Genomic DNA, 19,175 nt, shown 5'->3' on the forward strand with positions numbered 1-19,175 from the left:
TTTTTTAACTGACTGGAAGGTATCCTACGTCTGAGATTATGGTCTGTCCCTTTTCACTTAGTACGAAGTCCATATACTTTTTGACATCACCTTCAGGCTCACCGTTGGTGTAATAGTGAAGAGGTCTTGAAAGTGGATATTCTCCTTTTAAGATTGCTTCCGGTTCCGGGTGGAATGTACCTTCTGTACTTTCCAGACCAAGCATCTTTACACTGCTGTCGGCATATGCCAGCCCTATATAACCAATAGCTCCGGTATCAGTTGCAACCTCTTCAACGACAGCTTCAGTATTAGGTTCGGTAACTGCGGTTGAAATATATTCTTCATCATCCAGTACATTTTCCTTGAAAAAGGCGTATGTTCCTGAACTTGTATCACGTACCAGAACTTCTATTTCTTCATCGGATCCACCAAGTTCTTTCCAGTTACTGACTTTTCCTGTATATATCATCTTGAGTTGTTCAATGTTTAAACTATCAAGAGGATTATTTTTATTGACAATTACTGCAATCCCATCCCATCCAATTACTGTTTCCACAGGCCGTATTCCCTTTTCCATGGCATTTTCAATCTCAGAATCTTTGATTTTTCTTGATGCCATAGCAATCTCGACTTCGCCTTCAATGAAACTGGCAATTCCAATGGATGAACCGCCTCCGATCACAATTATTTTATTTTGAGGATACAGCTCCATGAATGCCTCGGATTCAGCAAGTGATACTGGTAAAATAGTATCAGAGCCTTTAATGAAGATCTCATTGATGGTAACATCATTACTATTATCATCAACAGGATTGTTTTTTTCTCCTGATATTTTGTTTTTAACAATATCTTCATTGTTTTGCCCATATAATGCAAATGCAAATATTATTGCGAATATCAATACTACAGCAGTAATTAACATAATATTTTTATTGTCCGACAATTTGCACACCGATTATTTAGATGCTAATATAGATATATAAAATCTATCGTATGTATCTATATAGGTGGATTTATATAGTTTGAAATCCAGTTTTCAATAAAATATGAACTTCTAATATAATTATGTAGGTATTTTTTATATACAAAATGGCTGTTGTGATACAGAAATGAAATACAATAAACTGCATTGCTATAGAAAGTATGTTTTTGTGATTTCTCTTATACTCTGTTCTCTTTTCATTACTGTTCCCAGTGGATGTTTTGAAAGTGAAGAGGCGGTGAAGGTCTCCCTTGAAAATACAGAGGTTCTGGAACAGTCCATCACCAGTGACAAGCCCGTTCGTATAGGTGTTTTTGCAATGGCATCTCCAAAAACAACAATGGTGTATTATGAGGATTTTCTGGACTATCTTTCCAGACACACAGGTTTAGAGTTTGAACTGGTACAACGTGACAATCCTGATGAGATCAACTATTTACTTGAAACTGGCTATCTTGACTTTGTATTTCTGAGAGGGGAGGATTATATGTCCGGGCATGATGATTTTGACCTCGAGATGGTCGCTGTTCCGGTCATCCATGGAGATTTATACCTTCCATCATATGTGATTTCCAGATCAGATTCGGATATTGATTCAATTGAGGATTTTCGAGGTAAGAAATTCGCATTCAATAGTTATCGCTTCAATCGCGGTGACATTGTTCCTGATTATATGCATCCTTTCATAAACGAATCACCTGAATTCTTTTTTTCAAGCTATATTTACAGTAACAGCCAGGATAATTTCATAGATATGGTAAATCAGGGTACTCTTGATGGTGCTGAAATAGATTGCACAATGTGGTCTTACATTGTTCAGAATTCACCGGAATACTCCTCGAATTTAAAGATAGTATATTCTTCTTCAGGACACCTTGTCCCGGTAATCGCAGTTCACCCTGAGATGAGTCCAAATATGAGAAATGAAGTGGTTGATTTGCTTTTTAATATGCATGATTCTCAGGAAGGAGTTGAAGTGCTTGAAAATATGCATTTTAACATGTTTGTTGAAATGGATCACGAAACCTATTCGTCATATGCCGGGAGCCAATAAAAAGATACAAGTGCAGAAAAAGGTGGCATTATCATGAAAAAGGTCATTGAAAGCATTGATAATTTCAGTATCAGGACAAAATTGATACTTACGGTTGTCGGGATAATTCTGGTACTTGGTGTTCTGATGGCTTCATATCTTAATGTTGTTCAGACCAATATGATGAAAAGCGAATTGAACGAAAAGGGGATTTCAATTACGCGTAATCTTGCAGAAAACAGTGTCAATCCGATTCTCACAGATAATCAGGTAAGACTTCAGTGGCTTGTTAAAACCATTAAAGAAAGTGAGTCAGAGGTGGTTTATGTTTTTATAGTTGATGAACGTGGTGAAATACTGGTTCATACTTTCAGCGGAGGCTTTCCTGTGGACCTTAAAGGAATAAATCCTGCAGATTCAGGAACAGGTCAGCTTTTACTTGACACTGAAAAGGGTTACATCAGGGACATTTCATACCCAATACTCGATGGAAGTGCAGGAGAGGTTCATGTGGGTATGTCCCAGGAAAGTATAGGGACAACAGTGGATAAATTCACTCAATCTCTTCTCCTTTTTGTTCTCTTATTGCTGATTGTAGGTTCGAACGTGGCATATATGGCAGGATCTGTAGTTTCAAGTCCGATCCTTGAATTGAAGAACTCTGTAGAGATATTCGGAAAAGGTGACCTTGATCATAAGGCCAGGATCACTTCACAGAACGAAATAGGGCAGCTGGCTGATTCTTTCAATGACATGGCAGACCATATAGGTTACCTTATCAATGAAAAAGAAAAAGCTGCAAAAGAGGTACTTGAAACACGCAACTATCTTACTAAGATTGTTTCTGGTAGTCTTGATGGTATTGTTGTTATTGATGTTTCGGGCAAAGTAGAATTTGCAAATGAATCTTTCATGCATATAGCCGAGGCAGATATGGATGAGATAATTGGTCTGGATGCTCTTTCATTTGCTATTGATGATGAGGATATTGTTTCATATTTCGAGTCACCGGACAAAGACTCGACTTTTATGAAGGAAATGAATTTCAGGGCTGGCAACGGCAATCTCAAATCGATCATCATGAGTATAGCTGTTGTTGAATATCGTAATGAGCTTAAGTATGTGGCAGTTACCAAGGATATTACCGAGATCAAAAAACTCGAGCAGATGAAACGCAATATTATCGCTAATATCTCACATGAATTACGTACTCCTCTTAACATAATGAAGGGCTATGTGGAAATCGCTCTTGATGAAACAGACCTGGAAAAGAGGAATCTATTCCTTGAAAAGTCTTTAAAAGCTCTTGAAAGGCAGAACTGGATGATACAGGACCTTCTTGAAGTTGCCAGATGTGACGACGAACTTGAGAAAATGGACATGGTAAAAACAAGTATCAATTGTGTTGTTGATATGGCGTTCAAGGCATTAAATGGTAAAGTCGATGTTTCAGGTCTGAATGTAAATATAAGACATGGTCAGGATAAATTTGTAAGAGCTGATCCTGAAAAACTGGCATATGCACTGACAAAGATCATAGACAATTCGCTGAAGTTCACTGAAAAAGGTGGCAGTGTTGAAATAGGTACTTTCCAGGATGATGGCAAAGCCATTGTTTATGTAAAGGATACAGGCATTGGTATTCCAGACGATAAACTGGAACTTATATTTGACAGGTTTTATCAGGTTGATTCTTCTTCAACCCGCAAATATGGTGGTAACGGACTTGGCCTGAACATTGTAAAAACTATAGTTGACGGACATGAAGGGAAAATATGGGTCGAATCCGCAGTTGGTGAAGGTAGTACATTTTTCATTACTGTTCCTGAATTTGAAAACAGCAAAGAAACCCATGTTTGTCCTATATAGACTACAGATATCCTATACATCTATAGAGATAAACTTTATAGCCAAATTCCTGTTCAATAGTGCTATCTTCCTTTCGGGTCGTGAAAAAGATGGATACAAGAAAAGTACAGATCACAGGAAAATCCACTTATGTTGTCACCCTTCCAAAGAAATGGGCGGTAAGCTCAAAACTGGAAGCAGGTTCGCATATTTCCATTTTCTATCAGGAAGATGGTTCTTTACTACTGAAACCCCCAGGAGTTAAAAGTTCAAAGAAAAAGAAAAAGATAAAATTCAATAAGGAACTGGACCATTTAATAAGGGACTTAGTGGGTGTGTATATAATAGGTGACCATCAGACAATAGAGATTATCGGGGAGAATATTTCTTCAGAAGCAACCCGGGAGATAAAGGATCTGTGTCATCGTCTTGTGGGTCTGGAAATGGTGGAAAACGATGAGAAGAAAATAGTTATCAAGAATTTCCTTGATACTGAGGATTTTACGATCAGTAAAGGGCTTAAACGCATGTCTTCACTTGTCTACCTGATGCTGGATGAGCTTGCAACTGCTTTTGAGGAAAACGACAAAGAATTATGCAAGCATGTGATAACCCGTGATGATGACCTTGACCGTATGTTCCTGCTTGTTTCCAAACAGCATGTTGAGCGTCTGAACCTCAAAAAGCCTTCAAAACATGATAAACTAAGTCTTGTGGAGTCTTTCTATTACCGGCTTGCAGCTAATGAAATAGAACGTGTTGGCGACCACATATCCAAAATAGCATTGCATTTCTCTTATATTTCGCTGCCTCAGGATGTTCTTGAATCGCTTGTTGATCTGTGCAGGGAATGCCAGTCTATCTTCATGGACAGCACTGAGGCTCTGCGGGAATCAAATAGCGATCTTGCAAATGATGTGCTTGGAAGGGAAGATCAGTTCAATAAGAAACTCATCAGTGCTGCACAGTTGCCAACCGATGAATCCATAGAACTTATAATTGACAGTTTCAGCAGGATAAAGGATTATGCATCAAATATTGCAGAGTCTGCGATTGATCTATCACAATTATAGGCTCATCCCTCTTTTTCTCTGCGTGGGAGTAATAATTGATTATTCCCTGACATTCTATTTTGCCGGCAGCATTGAAAGGATACTGGATTATGAGTTCAGCCCGACACTGGTCTTTGCAGTAGAGCATAATATAGTTCTGCCTTATCTTGGTTTGACTGTTATTTTCTATTATTTCATGGGATATACCATATTGAAATTCCTTGAAGATGAGGAGATCTACCCTATAGGTGTTTTTATAATCCTTCTTATGAGTCTCACGCATGTTCTTGGTGGCCTGTCATGGTATGTGCTTAATGAGGCATATTCAAATATGATCTTCATGCTTTCCATGACCTCTATAATTATTGCCATATCGGTATTCGGATATGAAATCTTCAAAAGAGAATAACCAGGTGATTATTTCATTTTTGTTAATCCTTAATTTAAAAAATCACTTTTAGGTGGAACCTTCTGCTGGAATTATATAGTTTATTTAGCACCCAATAGCATAAAGGGTTGTATGTATTTCCTTTGTGCAAGGGATATATGATTACATGAGTATCCTGCAACTCATGAAGAGAATAGTCAGTTTGCTGGCAGCGGTGGTACTTTCCCTATATACCTTCTATTCAACATGCTGGTACACAGCCTCCTCTTTTTTTAATATGGCTGTACCCTTTGTTTTCGTGACTTTGTCGGGATATGCCCTGCTGATCTACGTTCTGTCCGGAAAAGTATCCAAAAAATCATGATAGCGGAGTGGAGTTTGTGAGAAAAACGGAAATAAACATACTCTGTCTGTTGTGTCTAACGGCATTACTGCTGTTCTCTTCACAACTACCTCTGGCTTCTGCAGGTATGTTATGCCAGTGTAATGACCTTGATACATGTATTGAGTGGGTGGATGATGGCAGCGTTAGTGTCAAGTGGGGTCAGATCGAGACTGTTGAGATAAATGGTGAGTATTACACATTTCGGGCTGATGACTTTGATGAAGGTCTAGATGGTGCTGTTATTTCTGTCGAACGGGATGGAGTAGTTAGAAAGGAGTTTCTTTTCCTAACAGGTTCGTATGATCGAAGATGGCTTGAATGGGACAATGAGGTCAAAGTAGAAATCGCTGATATTATACTTGATAGCTATAAAACCCCTTCAGCAAAACTTGATCTTTATCATCGTGGACGTCCTGAAATTGAAATTGAATTCGAGGCAAGTGAAGAGACTATTCAGGATGTGGAAGTTTCATCTGAGCAATACGCTCCCGGGGAAGAGAAACAGATTGATGTAACAATTGAAAATACCGGCGATGCCTGGATCGAGAATGTTATCCTTAAGATAGATACTGGTGAAATGCGAGTACGTTCAAGGGGTGATTTCGAATACAGGGATGGTATCTTAAAGGAAAATCTGGGTTGTCTTGCAGTAGATGACAACATTAAGATGAATTTTACAGTTGTGGCGCCTGAGTGGGATGGTGTGACTTCACCTTATGATCTGGATTATTACATTAATGCTACTGCCGAAGGTTATGATATAAAAGAAAATAGCTATGGGTTCAATGGCTCTCTGGAACTTGGTTGTACTGAACCTGACATTGAAGTTGTTATGGAATTAACTACAGATGAGTTCAATATGACTTCGTGGTATGTGAAAACCCTTGAGGTAAACACTTCCACTCATAGTTCAATCGATTATGAGATAAGAGATGCGGAAGAATTCACATTCTTAAGGACTCGTATTTTCAATACCGGTCTTTATACCCTGAGTAACATTGATGTCGAGTTTCCTGAAATATCTGAAGATCTGTTTATAGCTGAAAGCTATGAATCAGGTGATTATTCTACAATGGAAGATAATGGTCAATATTACCTGGGTCAAAAACTTGTAGCTATTAAACCCGGTGACTATTCATTTGATACAGTAATTGTGAAAACTAATTTCTTTGGTGAGAATCTGTCATGGAAATCAGAAACAGAACGTCTGAAAGTTCATGGTCCTGATATTGTTCTTGACAAAAAACTGACAAGATCTGATTCAGATTACATGGTTTCACTTGATATTTCCAATGATGGTGACCGCGCAGCCTGGATAAACCTGACTGACACTATTCCTGATGAACTGAACTATGTGGAGGGTAGTTTGGAAAAGAGCCTGGAAGGAAGCGATCTGCCTCTAAGCGAGTGGGATCTTAGTACGACGGTGGTTGGTGGTACGCAAATTGTCTCTGTTGAAGGGGTACTGCTTCCTCCGGGCTCATCACTTTCCATGGCCTATGAGTTCTCTTCAGATGAATTACCTGATCTGCCGGCTGCAGTTTGTGAGTTTAAGTCTATATGGAAGTACGAAGGTGAAGCTCAATCGTCCTATTATGTTGATGGTGCTGAGGTGAAACAGTACTGGAGTCCTATTGATGATGATTGGGTTGCTGAATCTGATGTAACAGTTAATACTGTTCCTGCAATACCTGTTAATGTTGAGGAAGGATCTGAAGTTGTGGACCTTTCTGAAGAAGGTAGTGAAGAAGATCTTAATTCTATTGATGATGAAGGGGATACTTCTGATGTTGCTCTGGCACTAGAGCAAGAACCTTCAACTTCGTTTTTATCTAAGATACTTTCTCCTGTCAGCAGTATTTTTGAGAAAATTCAGCAATTTGTAGGTGATACATTCGGAAGCACTCTTGATGGTATCTCTTCTGCTTTTGGCATGGCCGAAAATGCTGCTGTAGATGCCGTAGAGAACTATCTTTATGCAGTTGTAATAGGAATCGCAATTGTTGTTTTCCTTGTAGTCTCGACTTTGATCTCCAAATAATTGATTTTGAATCTTTTTCTCTGTAAATATCATTTGAGTTATATGTACAATACTATTATTGTGTATTTATTACCATAATGTGTACATGATATGCAGATGATATGTTCATTTCATAATTAGACATTGTTTATTTATTCTTTCTTATACTAAAATATGTATAAGTTCGCATGTTTTATTTAAGCAAAAATTCATTGTTGTATATGCACTAGTATATAGAGATATTGTAATTCTATATGGTTTATTGGTCTATATACATGATTTGTATAAGTATTATATATCCACATGCCAATTAGGTGCCAGAGCGATTAAAACCCGCTCACAAATAGGAACATAAAATAAATTGGTGTACGATAAATATGTTTAAGAAAATTTTCAACGACGAAGCTGGTGTTTCACCTATCGTTGCAACCCTCGTTTTAGTAGTGGTCGCAATCGCAGGCGCAGCAGCTGTAGGTACAATTTTAGGATCATTCTCAGGTGACGTTTCCGAACAGGCAAGTGCAGGCGACGCAGCAGGTTCCGCTTCAATGGAACTTGTAATTGCAGGTAGCTCAACAGTACAGCCAGTATCTGAACTTCTCGCAGAAGCATACATGGACAAAAACCCAGGTGTCAAGGTAACAGTACAGGGCGGTGGCTCAGGTGCAGGTATCACAGGCGCAAAGATGGGATACGTTGACATCGGTGCAGCATCCAAGGATGTAGACACAGTAAACGACTACCCTGAACTCCAGAAATTCACAATCGGTGGCAGTGGTGTAGTAGTCATTGTCAACGACAACTCTGGTGGTCTTACTGGTGCAGTAGTCACAGCTGCAAACCTTTCAGACATATACACAGCTGCTAACGGGGACGGTACAGCAGGTCTTACTGTTACAGGCGGATACTTGACAGAAAGTGCAGCAGCAACAAACTACACAATCTTCGACAGAGCTGACAAGAGCGGTACCGAAGAAACCTTCGCAAAATTCATCACAGGTGGTGCCGAAAAGTCCATTGACGCAATCGCTTCCGGTGTAGATGGTGGAGAAGGTAACCAGGGTGTACTTGAAAAGGTACAGGACACTCCTGACTCACTCGGATTTGTAGACTATGGATTTGCAGACGGTGCTTCCGGTGTAACAATCCTCAACCTTGAACATGATGGAACATCATATGATGTCAACGGTGACGGTGACACAATCATCCTCGAGACTCTCCAGGGCACTCAGGACTACCCTCTTAAGAGACCTCTCAACTACCTTACCAACGGAAACCCAAGTTCACTGCAGAAATCATTCATTGACTTCGCACTGTCCCCAGGTTCCAAGGACATCTACCACGAAACTGGATACTACGCAGCAGTAGAATTCATGTAAATTTCAAACAACTCGGTCTGCACCTGAAATAACAGGTACAGACCTTTTTTTTTTAAAACGTTTAAGTGATGGAATAGAAGATGACGGATTATAGTAAAATTCAATTGAAGCTTCCGCATTTGTTCTTTTTTACCTGTGCAAGTGCAACAGCGTTAATAGCTTTGTTCTTTGTGGGATTTTTGGTCTATACTGCCCTTCCTGTCTTTCAAAGTCAGGGAATAATCAATTTCATTACTGGCACTGAATGGAATTATAGCAAAGAGGTATATGGCATAGGTACTTTTATCTATGGCACTGCACTGGTAACGATAGTCACTCTTTTTATTGCAGTTCCACTTAGTTTGTTCACAGCGATCTTTCTTGCAGAATATGCTTCGGAAAATGTAGCAAGAAAAGTTCGACCGATGATAGAATTACTTGTAGGTATCCCATCGGTCATATATGGTATATTCGGACTTTACGTACTTGAAAATATATATCAGGATTATGTAAATCATTTTCTCAGTTCCACACTTGGTTTTCTTCCCCTTTTTGAAAATGTAAATCCAAATACTGGTAGTGGTGTACTGCTTGCTTCCACTGTTCTTTCAATAATGATCCTGCCCACGGTTACCGCAATATCTGAGGACTCACTACGATCTGTCTCCCGTCACTATAGAGAAGCATCTTTTGCCATGGGTGCAACACATTGGGAAACCATCCGAAGAGTAGTTCTCCCGGTTGCTTCAAAAGGCATACTGGCAGCCATCACTCTTGGGACCATGCGCGCTATGGGTGAGACCATGGCAATTGTCATGCTACTGGGCACCAGTCAGAGAATGCCCTCTTCTTTGCTGGAAACCGGGTATGCAATGACTTCAAAGATATTGACTGATATTGGATTCTATGTTGCCGATGAAGGGCCCCGAAGTGCGCTTTTTGGTATAGCGGTTGTCCTGTTTGCAATTGAAATGGTATTTGTTGGTATCGCAAGAAGCCTTGGAGGTAGAAAATGAGCTTCAAGTTAACGGAATGCATGATGTCGAAAAAAAAATTCAACTCCAGAAATGTGACATGTATGATATTTGAAGGAATATCCTATGTTGCAGCAACAATTACAGTACTTATTCTGATTTTGATAATTGGCAAAATAGCCATCGAGGCCATTCCAAGCCTGACGCCTTATTTCCTGCTAACTCCTGAATCAAAAACAAAGGGTTTTGGTGGCGGTATCGCAAATGCTGTTGTGGGAACTTTTTTAATTGCAACAATTTCGACAATGCTTGCTACACCTTTTGCTGTGGGCACTGCGATATACCTGAAAAAATATTCAAAAGATGGGTTTTTGGTAAGATCTTTCAGTTTTATGATAGATGTATTGGCAGGCACTCCTTCGATAGTTCTGGGTATTTTCGGACTTATGTTCCTCGTATTTTACACCGGTTTTTTTACAGGTGGTTTTTCCCTTATGACTGGTTCTATTGCTTTATCTATTTTAATACTACCAGTTATAGAGCGAGCTGCAGAAGAAGCATTGGATACAGTTCCTAGTGATATTGAAGAGGCAAGCTACGCACTTGGAGCTAATAAATGGGAAACAATAAGCAAAGTAACAATACCTTATGCACTATCCGGTATTATTACGGGCATTATTCTCAGTGCGGGCAGAGCAGCAGGTGAATCCGCTGTCGTTATACTTACTGCAGGATATAGTCAGTTCTTACCAGAGTTTAAAGTTGCTTCAAGTGAAAAATTAGTATTTGGCATAAAAGTCTATCCTTTCCAGGATTTAGTAGGGACATTGCCTATAAACATATACCATGCTTATCAATTCCCTAATCTGGTTTCTCCATCCGAAGGTTTTGCTGCAGCTTTTGTGCTTATTGTAATTGTCATGGTAATAAATGTTGTTACAAGACTGATTGTTTGGAGGCACAGAATTGGTTAAACTTCCAGGTTGTAGTCTGAACCGATAATTAACATAAATCTGAAACTACATAAGGAGGGAGTTCGCTGTTAGTGAACTCCATTTTTTTATTGTACTTCCACAAATAAAAACCAAAAACCTTACTCACATAGCCGGTGTGCACATAAATGAACATATCTGCAAGAACCTTGCTCTATACTTCACGTCCATCTATATATTTCCTTGAGAATAAGTATATGTCTGTGTATTCTGCTAGCTACAGTCAAATGGTTGGTACGAACACTGAAGCTGATTTTGAGTATAATGTTCCCCCTCAGGAAGGAAATGTTCCGGAATCTGCTGAAAACTTACTGGATGAACGGATTGGAATTCAGGAAATGCCTGCTACGGTGATTTCCGATGGGGATAAGAAAAAGAAGAAGGGAATACTTTCTGGTATAAGAAAAAAGAAAAAACCTGATAATGGCATTTCTGAACAGGAACATGACCATAACAAAAAAGCAAAAACAAAAAGATTCAGTTTAAGAAAGAAAATGAACAACTTCTCAGAGGAAACAGATTTTAATGAGGATGTTTCCCCTCAGGAAGGAATTGTTCCAAAACCTGCTGAAAACTTGCCGGATGAAAACATTGACATGCAGGAAATGCCTGCTACGGTGATTTCCGATGGGGATAAGAAAAAGAAGAAGGGAATACTTTCTGGTATAAGAAAAAAGAAAAAACCTGATAATGGCATTTCTGAGCAGGAACATAACCACAACAAAAAAACAAAAAGATTCAGTTTTAGAAAGAAAAAGAACGACCTCTTAGAGGAAACAGACCTTAATGAGGCTGTTTCTATAAATGGGCAGGAAGAGGAGGTTGTGAATGATTCATCTATTTCTTTGATTCTTAAAAAGATTGAAAAAATAATAACCCCTGCTCCCGAAACTATCGAAGAGGCAGATTTCACTGTTGGCGAACTCTCAGTTCCTGCTCCCGGAGTTCCTCAAAAGGAAGTTAACATAACCTATGAAGTAACTCCCGGAACTCAGTATGTTCATATCGAGTTTGACGGAGAGTCTCTTCAATACACATGCCTTGAACCTCCTCTAAGTGAATCCGAAGAGGAAGCACTTTTTATCATCAAGAACGCTTTTGACAAAATGGCCCACTCTGAGATCCTTCTGGTAGAAGAGGAAGATCGTGTTGAGGCTTTGAGAGATAGGTTTGACCTTATCGTGGACATTTATCGTCTGAAACTCAGTGAAACCCAGAAAGACAAATTCTTCTATTATCTTCATAAAAAGTACATGGGTTTTGACAGGATGGATCTCCTGATGAAAGACCCATATATAGAGGATATTACCTGTAACGGTCCTTATACTCCACTTTATGTAAACCACAGGGTTTACGGTTCAGTTGCAACGGATGTTATCTATGAAGAGATCGAACTCAACAATTTTGTCATGAGGATGGCACAGGCAGCAGGCAGACATATTTCCGTACTTGAGCCTATCAGGGATGCAACTCTGGTTGATGGTAGCCGTGCAAACCTTACACTTGGAAAAGAGGTCACTAAAAGAGGTTCCACATTCACCATAAGGCGTTTCAGATCCAATCCGGTCTCATGTATAGACCTTATGAACTACAAGACCTATGATTCTATGGTTCTTGCATACTTCTGGCTTATGATAGAGTATAAAAGATCAGTTCTTGCAGCCGGAGGAACAGCATCAGGAAAAACTACAACCTTAAACGCTCTTGGTGCTTTCATCCCACCGGAATACAAAATTGTATCCATTGAAGATACTGCTGAAATGAACCTCATGCATCCGAACTGGACTCAATCCATCACAAGAGCTGGTTTTGGTGGCGGCGAAAGTGGAAAATCTGCAGGTGACATCGAACTTTTCGACCTGCTGAAAGCTGCTTTGAGACAAAGACCCGAATATATAGTAGTTGGTGAGGTTCGTGGTGCTGAAGCAGGTACGCTTTTCCAGGCTATTTCTGTAGGTCACCCTTGTATGGGAACTATCCATGCAGGTTCAATTCATGAACTTCTCTCGAGGGTCGAGTCTGAGCCAATGAACGTGCCAAGGAATCTTTTTGCCAGTGTGGATATGGTCATCTTCAATTCCATGATCAAAGTTGGAGAACATTTCCTCAGACGCGCACTCAGGATTGTGGAGATTGTGGAGCTGGATTCCGAACGTGGAGACTTGATCACCAATCCTGTGTTCAAATGGAACCCTGTTACTGATGAATACGAATACAGTGGTAGCAGTGCCATGTTTGATGCCATCAATGATGAATTTGGTATAGATCAGATGGAACTTGTCAAGGAAATGGGTATGAGGGCAAAGTATCTTGAATCCCTTGCTAATGGCGGTATAACTGAATATGAGGAAGTTGCCAGAGCTATCAGGAGGTATTCAAGAGAAAAAGATGAAATGGCGGAGATGGATCATTAATGGTCAAAAACCAGGATGTTGATGTCCATCAGGCTTTCAATGATGGTACGACCAACAAGTATGTTGAGAAGTATAAAATGTTCTGCTATGTATTTGGTAAACACATAGATAAAAAACCCCAGGATGATATTGCTAAATCCCTTTACCAGGCCGACATGGTATTAACTCCAGGAATGTTCATGTCGCTGGCTCTTGTTACTGCAGCTATTGCTTCTGGAATTATATTTGTATTGTCGGTATTGCTTTTCCAAAACTCATCATCCCCACTTGTCTACATATCCGTGCTGACATTTCTCACATTCGGCCTGACAGTAAGTGGTTTTCCTTTCATGCTTTACAATAAGGTCTCAAACAAGAACATGAACATAGAACAGGAACTCCCATTCACATTAGGATACATGACCATACTTGCAAGCTCAGGTTCTTCACCTATGGATGTTATCAGGAAAGTTGCAATTGAGGATTATGGTGACGTTTCAGTTGAATTTGGTAAGGTAATGTACCGCGTGGATGTACTGGGTGAGGACGGTGTAAGTGCCATGAATCATCTTATACGGAACACGTCCTCAGAATCGCTAAGAGCTATATGCATTGATCTGGCCAATGCAATGCAGTCCGGTGGGGGCTTACGTACCTATCTTGAAATGAAATCACATGAACTTATGGACATGAGGCGAAAGATGCAACAGGAGTTCGTGGATTCTCTTGGAGTGTACGGTGAAGGTTATCTAAGTGGTGTAGTGATGAGTGTTGTACTTGTTGTCCTGATGATTGTAGTCACAAGTGCTCTTGGAATTGATCTTGGTCCTTTTACAGCCAAACAGATGTTCCAGTTCTTTGTTTACTTCATGTTACCTTTTATTAACATTATTTTTCTGCTTTTACTCTGGATGAAATATTCAAGGAGCACTCTATGAATATTGAAAAATATCGTTTGCAGATAGAACGCTATATTCAGATACTAACGTTACGTTATGATGTAAAACGTGAGTATCTGACGTTGGGTATACCTGTATTTATTGCATTCATGATACTGCTTACAGCGGTTCTCACAGGCCATTCATTTGTCACTGATGAAGCAGCGGCAGGTGTGGCTGTAAGTGATGAAGATGCTGCAAGAAAAGCTGCATATGAGGCCCTGGTGGCCGAGATGGAAGCTGCAGAAGCAGCAGAAAGGGGTGAGGTGATTCCTGCAGAAAAAGAGGAGGTTGAACCGGAACCTGATGAAGAACAACCAAAAGATGATCTGGATCACATAATGGTCTTTGCTATACTGGTAGCTATAATCCCTTATTCTCTAGATTCTTTCCTTGAAAAGAAAAAATTGCAAAAAAGAGAGGTAGCCTTCAGTGAGTTCCTTTACAAGCTATCAGAACTGATGAGGGGAGGTATTGACCCGGTAAAGGGATTCATCAACCTTTCAAAGACCAATCTTGGTGCTATCAGCAGTCATGCACAGGATGCAGCTTCTTCAATGGTGCTGGGTAGATCATTCGATGAATCCATGCATAAAATGTCAGAATCCATGAAAAGTCGTCTTGTGGCAAGATATATTGATGTAGTTGTTCAGGCTGCTTATACGGGTGGAAATGTTGCAGACCTTCTCTTTCGAACCTCTGAGGACATGAGGTCTGTTATAGCAATTCAGAGAGAAAAGGAAGCAAATCTGAAACAGTACATTGTTATATTTTACCTTGCACAGGGTATCATTATAATGCTTACATATATCCTTTCAACCTCTCTATTGCCTCTTATTCAAGGTGTTGGTATGGAAATGCTTGGCGGTGCAGGTCTTTCTGATATAGATTTCGAGCGTGGCTTTTTCCATATGATAATACTGAATGCCCTGTTTGGTGGTCTTATTGTGGGATTGATCACAGAAGGTGAGATGAAACATGGCTTCAAACATTCTGCAATATTGATAGCCTTGAGCTATGTTGCATGTGTTACACTTCTGTTACCGGCAGGTGCAGGCGGTTCTTACATGATAAATGTAATTTCAGGTGATGGTCAGGAAGTAATGGGTGGTATTCCATTACAGGATCCAATTGTATTCAATGTTACTGATATGGATGGTAATCCTGCTGCAAATACATTCGTGAAATTATCAATAAATCCTTCTGGAACAATAACAAGTTCCATGACGGAAGATGATGGCACCATGGCAGTGACGCCAATCCCTGGTTCAGAAGATGGTACATATATTGTCACTGCAACTGCAGGTGAATCAAAAGGAACAGCTACAATAATAGTTAAAGGATTTGATGATTAAGCACTTTCTTTGGAAGTGCTTGTCCATCCTAAAAGGATTTTAAGTACAAATAAATGTAAAAGATTAGCCAACCCTTTCTCTTGTATCCATTGTAATTCCCTGACTTGTGACGTTATATGCTATCATCTTGTTCAGAGGGATACTTCCTTTCATCTTCGGGATATTGATAAAACGATTGATTTTGCCACCGGCATACTCGGTCTTGAACTGGATGACACCATCAACCATGGATCTTATTATTTTCTCCGCTCTATCCGGAAGAATGCCGATATCTGCCGAGAGCAGAAATGTTATATTTTCTTCTCTGCTGATATTTGCCAGAGCTTCGATAGTCTCAGAGATGACCTCTATCTCCTCATGGATGAAAAGTGAGGAGAACATGTCTATTATACAGACATCAGCATCTGTTATGTTGTGCAAAGGACCAGCATCCTTTCCATAGAGGCGACTGGTCAGCTTATGTCTTCTGTAACACATGTCAAGTAAGGATACAGGATTTGAAAAATTACCGATGATGTTCAGTTCTTTAGGATGGTCCTTTATACCGAATTTGTTTAGTTCTTCTATTATGTCCTTTTCGGAATTCCTTGTGGAAATATAGTGAACCTTCTTTCCGAGTTTCAGTGCATCGGAACTGATCTTGCGGAAGAAGACGCTTTTCACATCTCCAATGTCTTCTTCAATCAATAGTACCACATTGGAAGGTACGTTTTTTAAACCGAAGCTAGTCAGCACCATCAAATCACTAAAAGGAATCATTGTTTAAATCATTTTGGAATAAAATCGCTCAATCTATAGAATATTGAGGGCTATATATATTATAGAAATAAAGTATATAATCGCTAATGCACTTCTCAACAGGGATGGCTGGCAACGATACAATATCATTCATACGAAATGAACGTGGGGTCACTGTTGTGTTTGGAACCCTGTTACTGATACTTATTACGATAATCGCTGCCACAAGTGTTGCTTTTATCATATCCACTACGGAGAAACAGGCTATGGATCTTGAAAGTCATAAGGCAGCTGTTGAGAACGAGAAACTCAAAATAGTTTCCATTGATCCAGTTGGGGATGGTTCAAACTGGGAATCCATTGACCTGAAAATTCTTAATTTAAACACACAGGATTCATACATTTCAGCAATAAGGATCAATGACGGTTATTTCCGTTATTACCGCGCCTATGAAGCTGATATTTCAGGTGATTTTGACACTTATAATGACTACCCTGCAGTTTATAATGCAAATCACAAGTTAAAGATTCCTGCCACTAAAAGCAAAAACGTCCATTTGAATTTTTCTGATATAGATATTCAGGGAACTGAAACTATTGACACTTCTGCATGGACAAACAACAGTCAGGATTTTGCATATTCTCTTGAAAAACATCCCCAGGATGCTTATGGTGATTATCCGTATAATTTTAATCTTACCTATATAAACGGAACAAATTGTATAAAAAGCGGTAACGTAACAATTGATGACGAAAACCGTCAGATCACTTTTATCGGCACGGATTCAGGTGGACATCTCATTAATACTACAAAGTACAATATTACTTATTCACTGAATTTCCCACCATATCCCGTCAATAAGCCTTTTGAAAATGACCCTGTCAGGGTTGAACTTATTACTTCATACATTAACGTTTTCAGAGAAGTTTTCACTCCTCCAATGCCATTGGCAGATGTTCAGTTCAGGGTGGAGTATCTACCCAGTGGAAATGGAAGTATCACCGATGAGTACCTTATACTTGATGCTTCGGATTCCATAGACTCAGATGGTTTCATTACAGGTTACAAATGGACTGTATGGCAAGGTTCTGACCAGTATAATCTTTCAGGAATGGTTGTAAGGTACGATGAAACATCACTTTCTAACCTGACTATTGACCTTAAGCTCACAGACGATGATGGTATGACCTCCAGACTAAGTGAGGTTTCAGGTAACATAACAATTCTGTAAGAATAATTTAAAGGAAGGATTCACATATCAGATAAAAGAAAGATCCAGCTAACAGGTGGTTCTACCTATATTGTTTCCCTTCCCATTGGATGGGTAAGGGAAGGCGGACTTACTGCAGGTGACACAGTACTTCTCACAGTAAGACCTGACAGGTCGCTGCTTATAACTTCTGATCAGAGCAAACTGAAAAAGAATGTTCGTTCAAAGATCGATATGATAGCATCTGAGGACCAGGAAGAGAATTTCAGGTTACTTGTTGCTAATTATCTTGTTGGTTATGATATCATTAGGATTATTTCTCCGGGAGGATTTTCTGCCGCAGAACGCAAATATCTGAAGGAATCTGCCCGAAGACGTCTTATTGGTATTGAAATTGTAGAAGAGACCAGGACAGAGATCACACTTCAGAATCTGTTGAACTTTCAGGACATTTCTCTTGAGAAGTCGCTTCAGAGTATGTTCCGTATCATTTTCTCCATGATGGAGGATTCCGTTGTGGCATTAAGGGAGTCTGATGTTGAACTTGCAAAGGATATTATCCAGAGGGACAATGATGTTGATAAGTTCTATCTTTTAAGTGTCAGGCAGATAAAGGCCGCACTGGATGATTCCACACTTGCGGGTAAGATCGGTATAAAGGATTCCAAGGATTGCCTCGGTTATCGTCTTATCATTAAACTCATGGAACGTATTGGTGATCATGTGCAGGGAATCTCTCACAGTGTGATCCAGATGGATGGTGAAAAAGGGAACAATGATGATATTATTGAAATGGGCCTGCTTTCCCAGAAACTGTTCCAGGAATCATTCAGATCAGTAGTTGACATAGATACCGATCTTGCCAATCATGTGATGAGAACCTCTAAACTTGCAATTTCACTTGGAAACAAGATAATCCAGCAGTCGGAGCATAGTGATAATGCATATTGTCTTCCAAGAGAACGACAGAGAAAAATAATAGAGAGTTTCCAGCGTATATCCGAATACAGTGCGGATATAGCTGAAATGGTCATCAATATGAAGGCAACTCATATCAAACAATCATTTTCAGAGGAAGCCCAGGCTCTCGAACAGGCTTGATCTGAAGGTGATAACCATCAGATTGTTGATCACAAGCACAAGTCCGAAAATGCTGACTCCTGTCTTTGAAATATTCCAGAGTTTCCTGGCATATGAGTGAACTGATGCTTTGATGGAACAGTAGTTCCAGTAGACTATCAGTAATATCAGCATTTTGACAACCAGCAGGGACCATAGTCCATAAGTTGCCATTATACTTGAAAGAAATCCATTTTCCTCAAATCCGTATCCGTTGCTCAGTGCATGGAATGTTGTAAGGAAATCTCCGACTATATAAAGTAATATGATAAATCTGGCCTCGTAAAGGAATTCGTAAATCGCTTCTGTGTTGAACAACCCTTTCTTAACATTTTTTGAGAGCATAGTTCCGTAGAAGCTTGCTCATATATATTGGTGGAATGTAGATAATTCTGCCAGCTGTGTTC

At 39.6% G+C, this 19,175-nt stretch carries 16 protein-coding genes; 13 read left to right on the forward strand and 3 right to left on the reverse strand.

What is annotated here, in order from left to right:
• Positions 1-4: 4 nt before the first annotated feature.
• A complete protein-coding gene (locus J2746_RS06625; RefSeq protein ID WP_209618076.1) occupies positions 5-925 on the reverse strand; it encodes a PstS family phosphate ABC transporter substrate-binding protein in 921 nt (306 codons plus the stop codon).
• Between the two features lie 166 nt (positions 926-1,091).
• Between J2746_RS06625 and J2746_RS06630 the strand changes: the two genes are divergently transcribed.
• The 11 genes from J2746_RS06630 to J2746_RS06680 all read left to right on the forward strand — a co-directional run bounded on the left by J2746_RS06630 (position 1,092) and on the right by J2746_RS06680 (position 15,700).
• Complete coding sequence (locus J2746_RS06630) at positions 1,092-2,018, forward strand: PhnD/SsuA/transferrin family substrate-binding protein (protein ID WP_209618078.1); 927 nt, start codon at positions 1,092-1,094, stop codon at positions 2,016-2,018.
• 33 nt (positions 2,019-2,051) lie between these two features.
• Positions 2,052-3,866 (forward strand): HAMP domain-containing sensor histidine kinase, encoded by a 1,815-nt coding sequence (locus J2746_RS06635; RefSeq protein WP_209618081.1) that lies wholly within the window; start codon positions 2,052-2,054, stop codon positions 3,864-3,866.
• Between the two features lie 89 nt (positions 3,867-3,955).
• Complete coding sequence (locus J2746_RS06640; RefSeq protein WP_209618084.1) at positions 3,956-4,918, forward strand: phosphate uptake regulator PhoU; 963 nt, start codon at positions 3,956-3,958, stop codon at positions 4,916-4,918.
• Between the two features lie 22 nt (positions 4,919-4,940).
• A complete protein-coding gene (locus tag J2746_RS06645) occupies positions 4,941-5,306 on the forward strand; it encodes a hypothetical protein (protein WP_342451810.1) in 366 nt (121 codons plus the stop codon).
• 359 nt (positions 5,307-5,665) lie between these two features.
• Positions 5,666-7,711 carry a hypothetical protein gene (locus tag J2746_RS06650; protein ID WP_209618090.1) on the forward strand — a complete coding sequence of 682 codons (2,046 nt, stop codon included), beginning with the start codon at positions 5,666-5,668 and terminating at the stop codon, positions 7,709-7,711.
• Between the two features lie 356 nt (positions 7,712-8,067).
• Entirely contained in the window at positions 8,068-9,069 is a 1,002-nt protein-coding gene (locus J2746_RS06655; RefSeq protein WP_209618093.1) for a PstS family phosphate ABC transporter substrate-binding protein, read from the forward strand.
• Positions 9,070-9,149: 80 nt separating this feature from the next.
• Positions 9,150-10,064, forward strand: coding sequence for a phosphate ABC transporter permease subunit PstC (gene pstC / locus J2746_RS06660; protein ID WP_209618095.1), 915 nt, complete (start codon positions 9,150-9,152; stop codon positions 10,062-10,064).
• Positions 10,061-10,996 carry a phosphate ABC transporter permease PstA gene (gene pstA / locus J2746_RS06665; RefSeq protein ID WP_245250022.1) on the forward strand — a complete coding sequence of 312 codons (936 nt, stop codon included), beginning with the start codon at positions 10,061-10,063 and terminating at the stop codon, positions 10,994-10,996. Before pstC ends, pstA begins: the two co-directional genes overlap by 4 nt.
• Before the next feature lie 146 nt (positions 10,997-11,142).
• Entirely contained in the window at positions 11,143-13,428 is a 2,286-nt protein-coding gene (locus tag J2746_RS06670; RefSeq protein WP_245250023.1) for a type II/IV secretion system ATPase subunit, read from the forward strand.
• Entirely contained in the window at positions 13,428-14,345 is a 918-nt protein-coding gene (locus J2746_RS06675) for a type II secretion system F family protein (RefSeq protein WP_209618098.1), read from the forward strand. Before J2746_RS06670 ends, J2746_RS06675 begins: the two co-directional genes overlap by 1 nt.
• Positions 14,342-15,700, forward strand: coding sequence for a type II secretion system F family protein (locus tag J2746_RS06680; protein ID WP_209618102.1), 1,359 nt, complete (start codon positions 14,342-14,344; stop codon positions 15,698-15,700). Before J2746_RS06675 ends, J2746_RS06680 begins: the two co-directional genes overlap by 4 nt.
• Before the next feature lie 63 nt (positions 15,701-15,763).
• Here the strand turns inward: J2746_RS06680 and J2746_RS06685 are convergent, their stop codons facing one another.
• Positions 15,764-16,438 (reverse strand): RAD55 family ATPase, encoded by a 675-nt coding sequence (locus tag J2746_RS06685; RefSeq protein WP_209618104.1) that lies wholly within the window; start codon positions 16,436-16,438, stop codon positions 15,764-15,766.
• A gap of 125 nt (positions 16,439-16,563) precedes the next feature.
• Between J2746_RS06685 and J2746_RS06690 the strand changes: the two genes are divergently transcribed.
• Complete coding sequence (locus J2746_RS06690; RefSeq protein ID WP_209618107.1) at positions 16,564-17,670, forward strand: hypothetical protein; 1,107 nt, start codon at positions 16,564-16,566, stop codon at positions 17,668-17,670.
• Positions 17,671-17,712: 42 nt separating this feature from the next.
• Positions 17,713-18,750 (forward strand): PhoU domain-containing protein, encoded by a 1,038-nt coding sequence (locus J2746_RS14960; RefSeq protein WP_342451812.1) that lies wholly within the window; start codon positions 17,713-17,715, stop codon positions 18,748-18,750.
• On the opposite strand, the gene J2746_RS06700 is transcribed toward J2746_RS14960, so the two are convergent.
• Complete coding sequence (locus J2746_RS06700) at positions 18,718-19,113, reverse strand: DUF5658 family protein (RefSeq protein WP_209618110.1); 396 nt, start codon at positions 19,111-19,113, stop codon at positions 18,718-18,720. The genes J2746_RS14960 and J2746_RS06700 overlap by 33 nt on opposite strands.
• Between the last annotated feature and the right edge of the window lie 62 nt (positions 19,114-19,175).

The organism is Methanolobus bombayensis, assembly GCF_017873415.1.
Taxonomy (GTDB): Archaea; Halobacteriota; Methanosarcinia; order Methanosarcinales; family Methanosarcinaceae; genus Methanolobus; species Methanolobus bombayensis.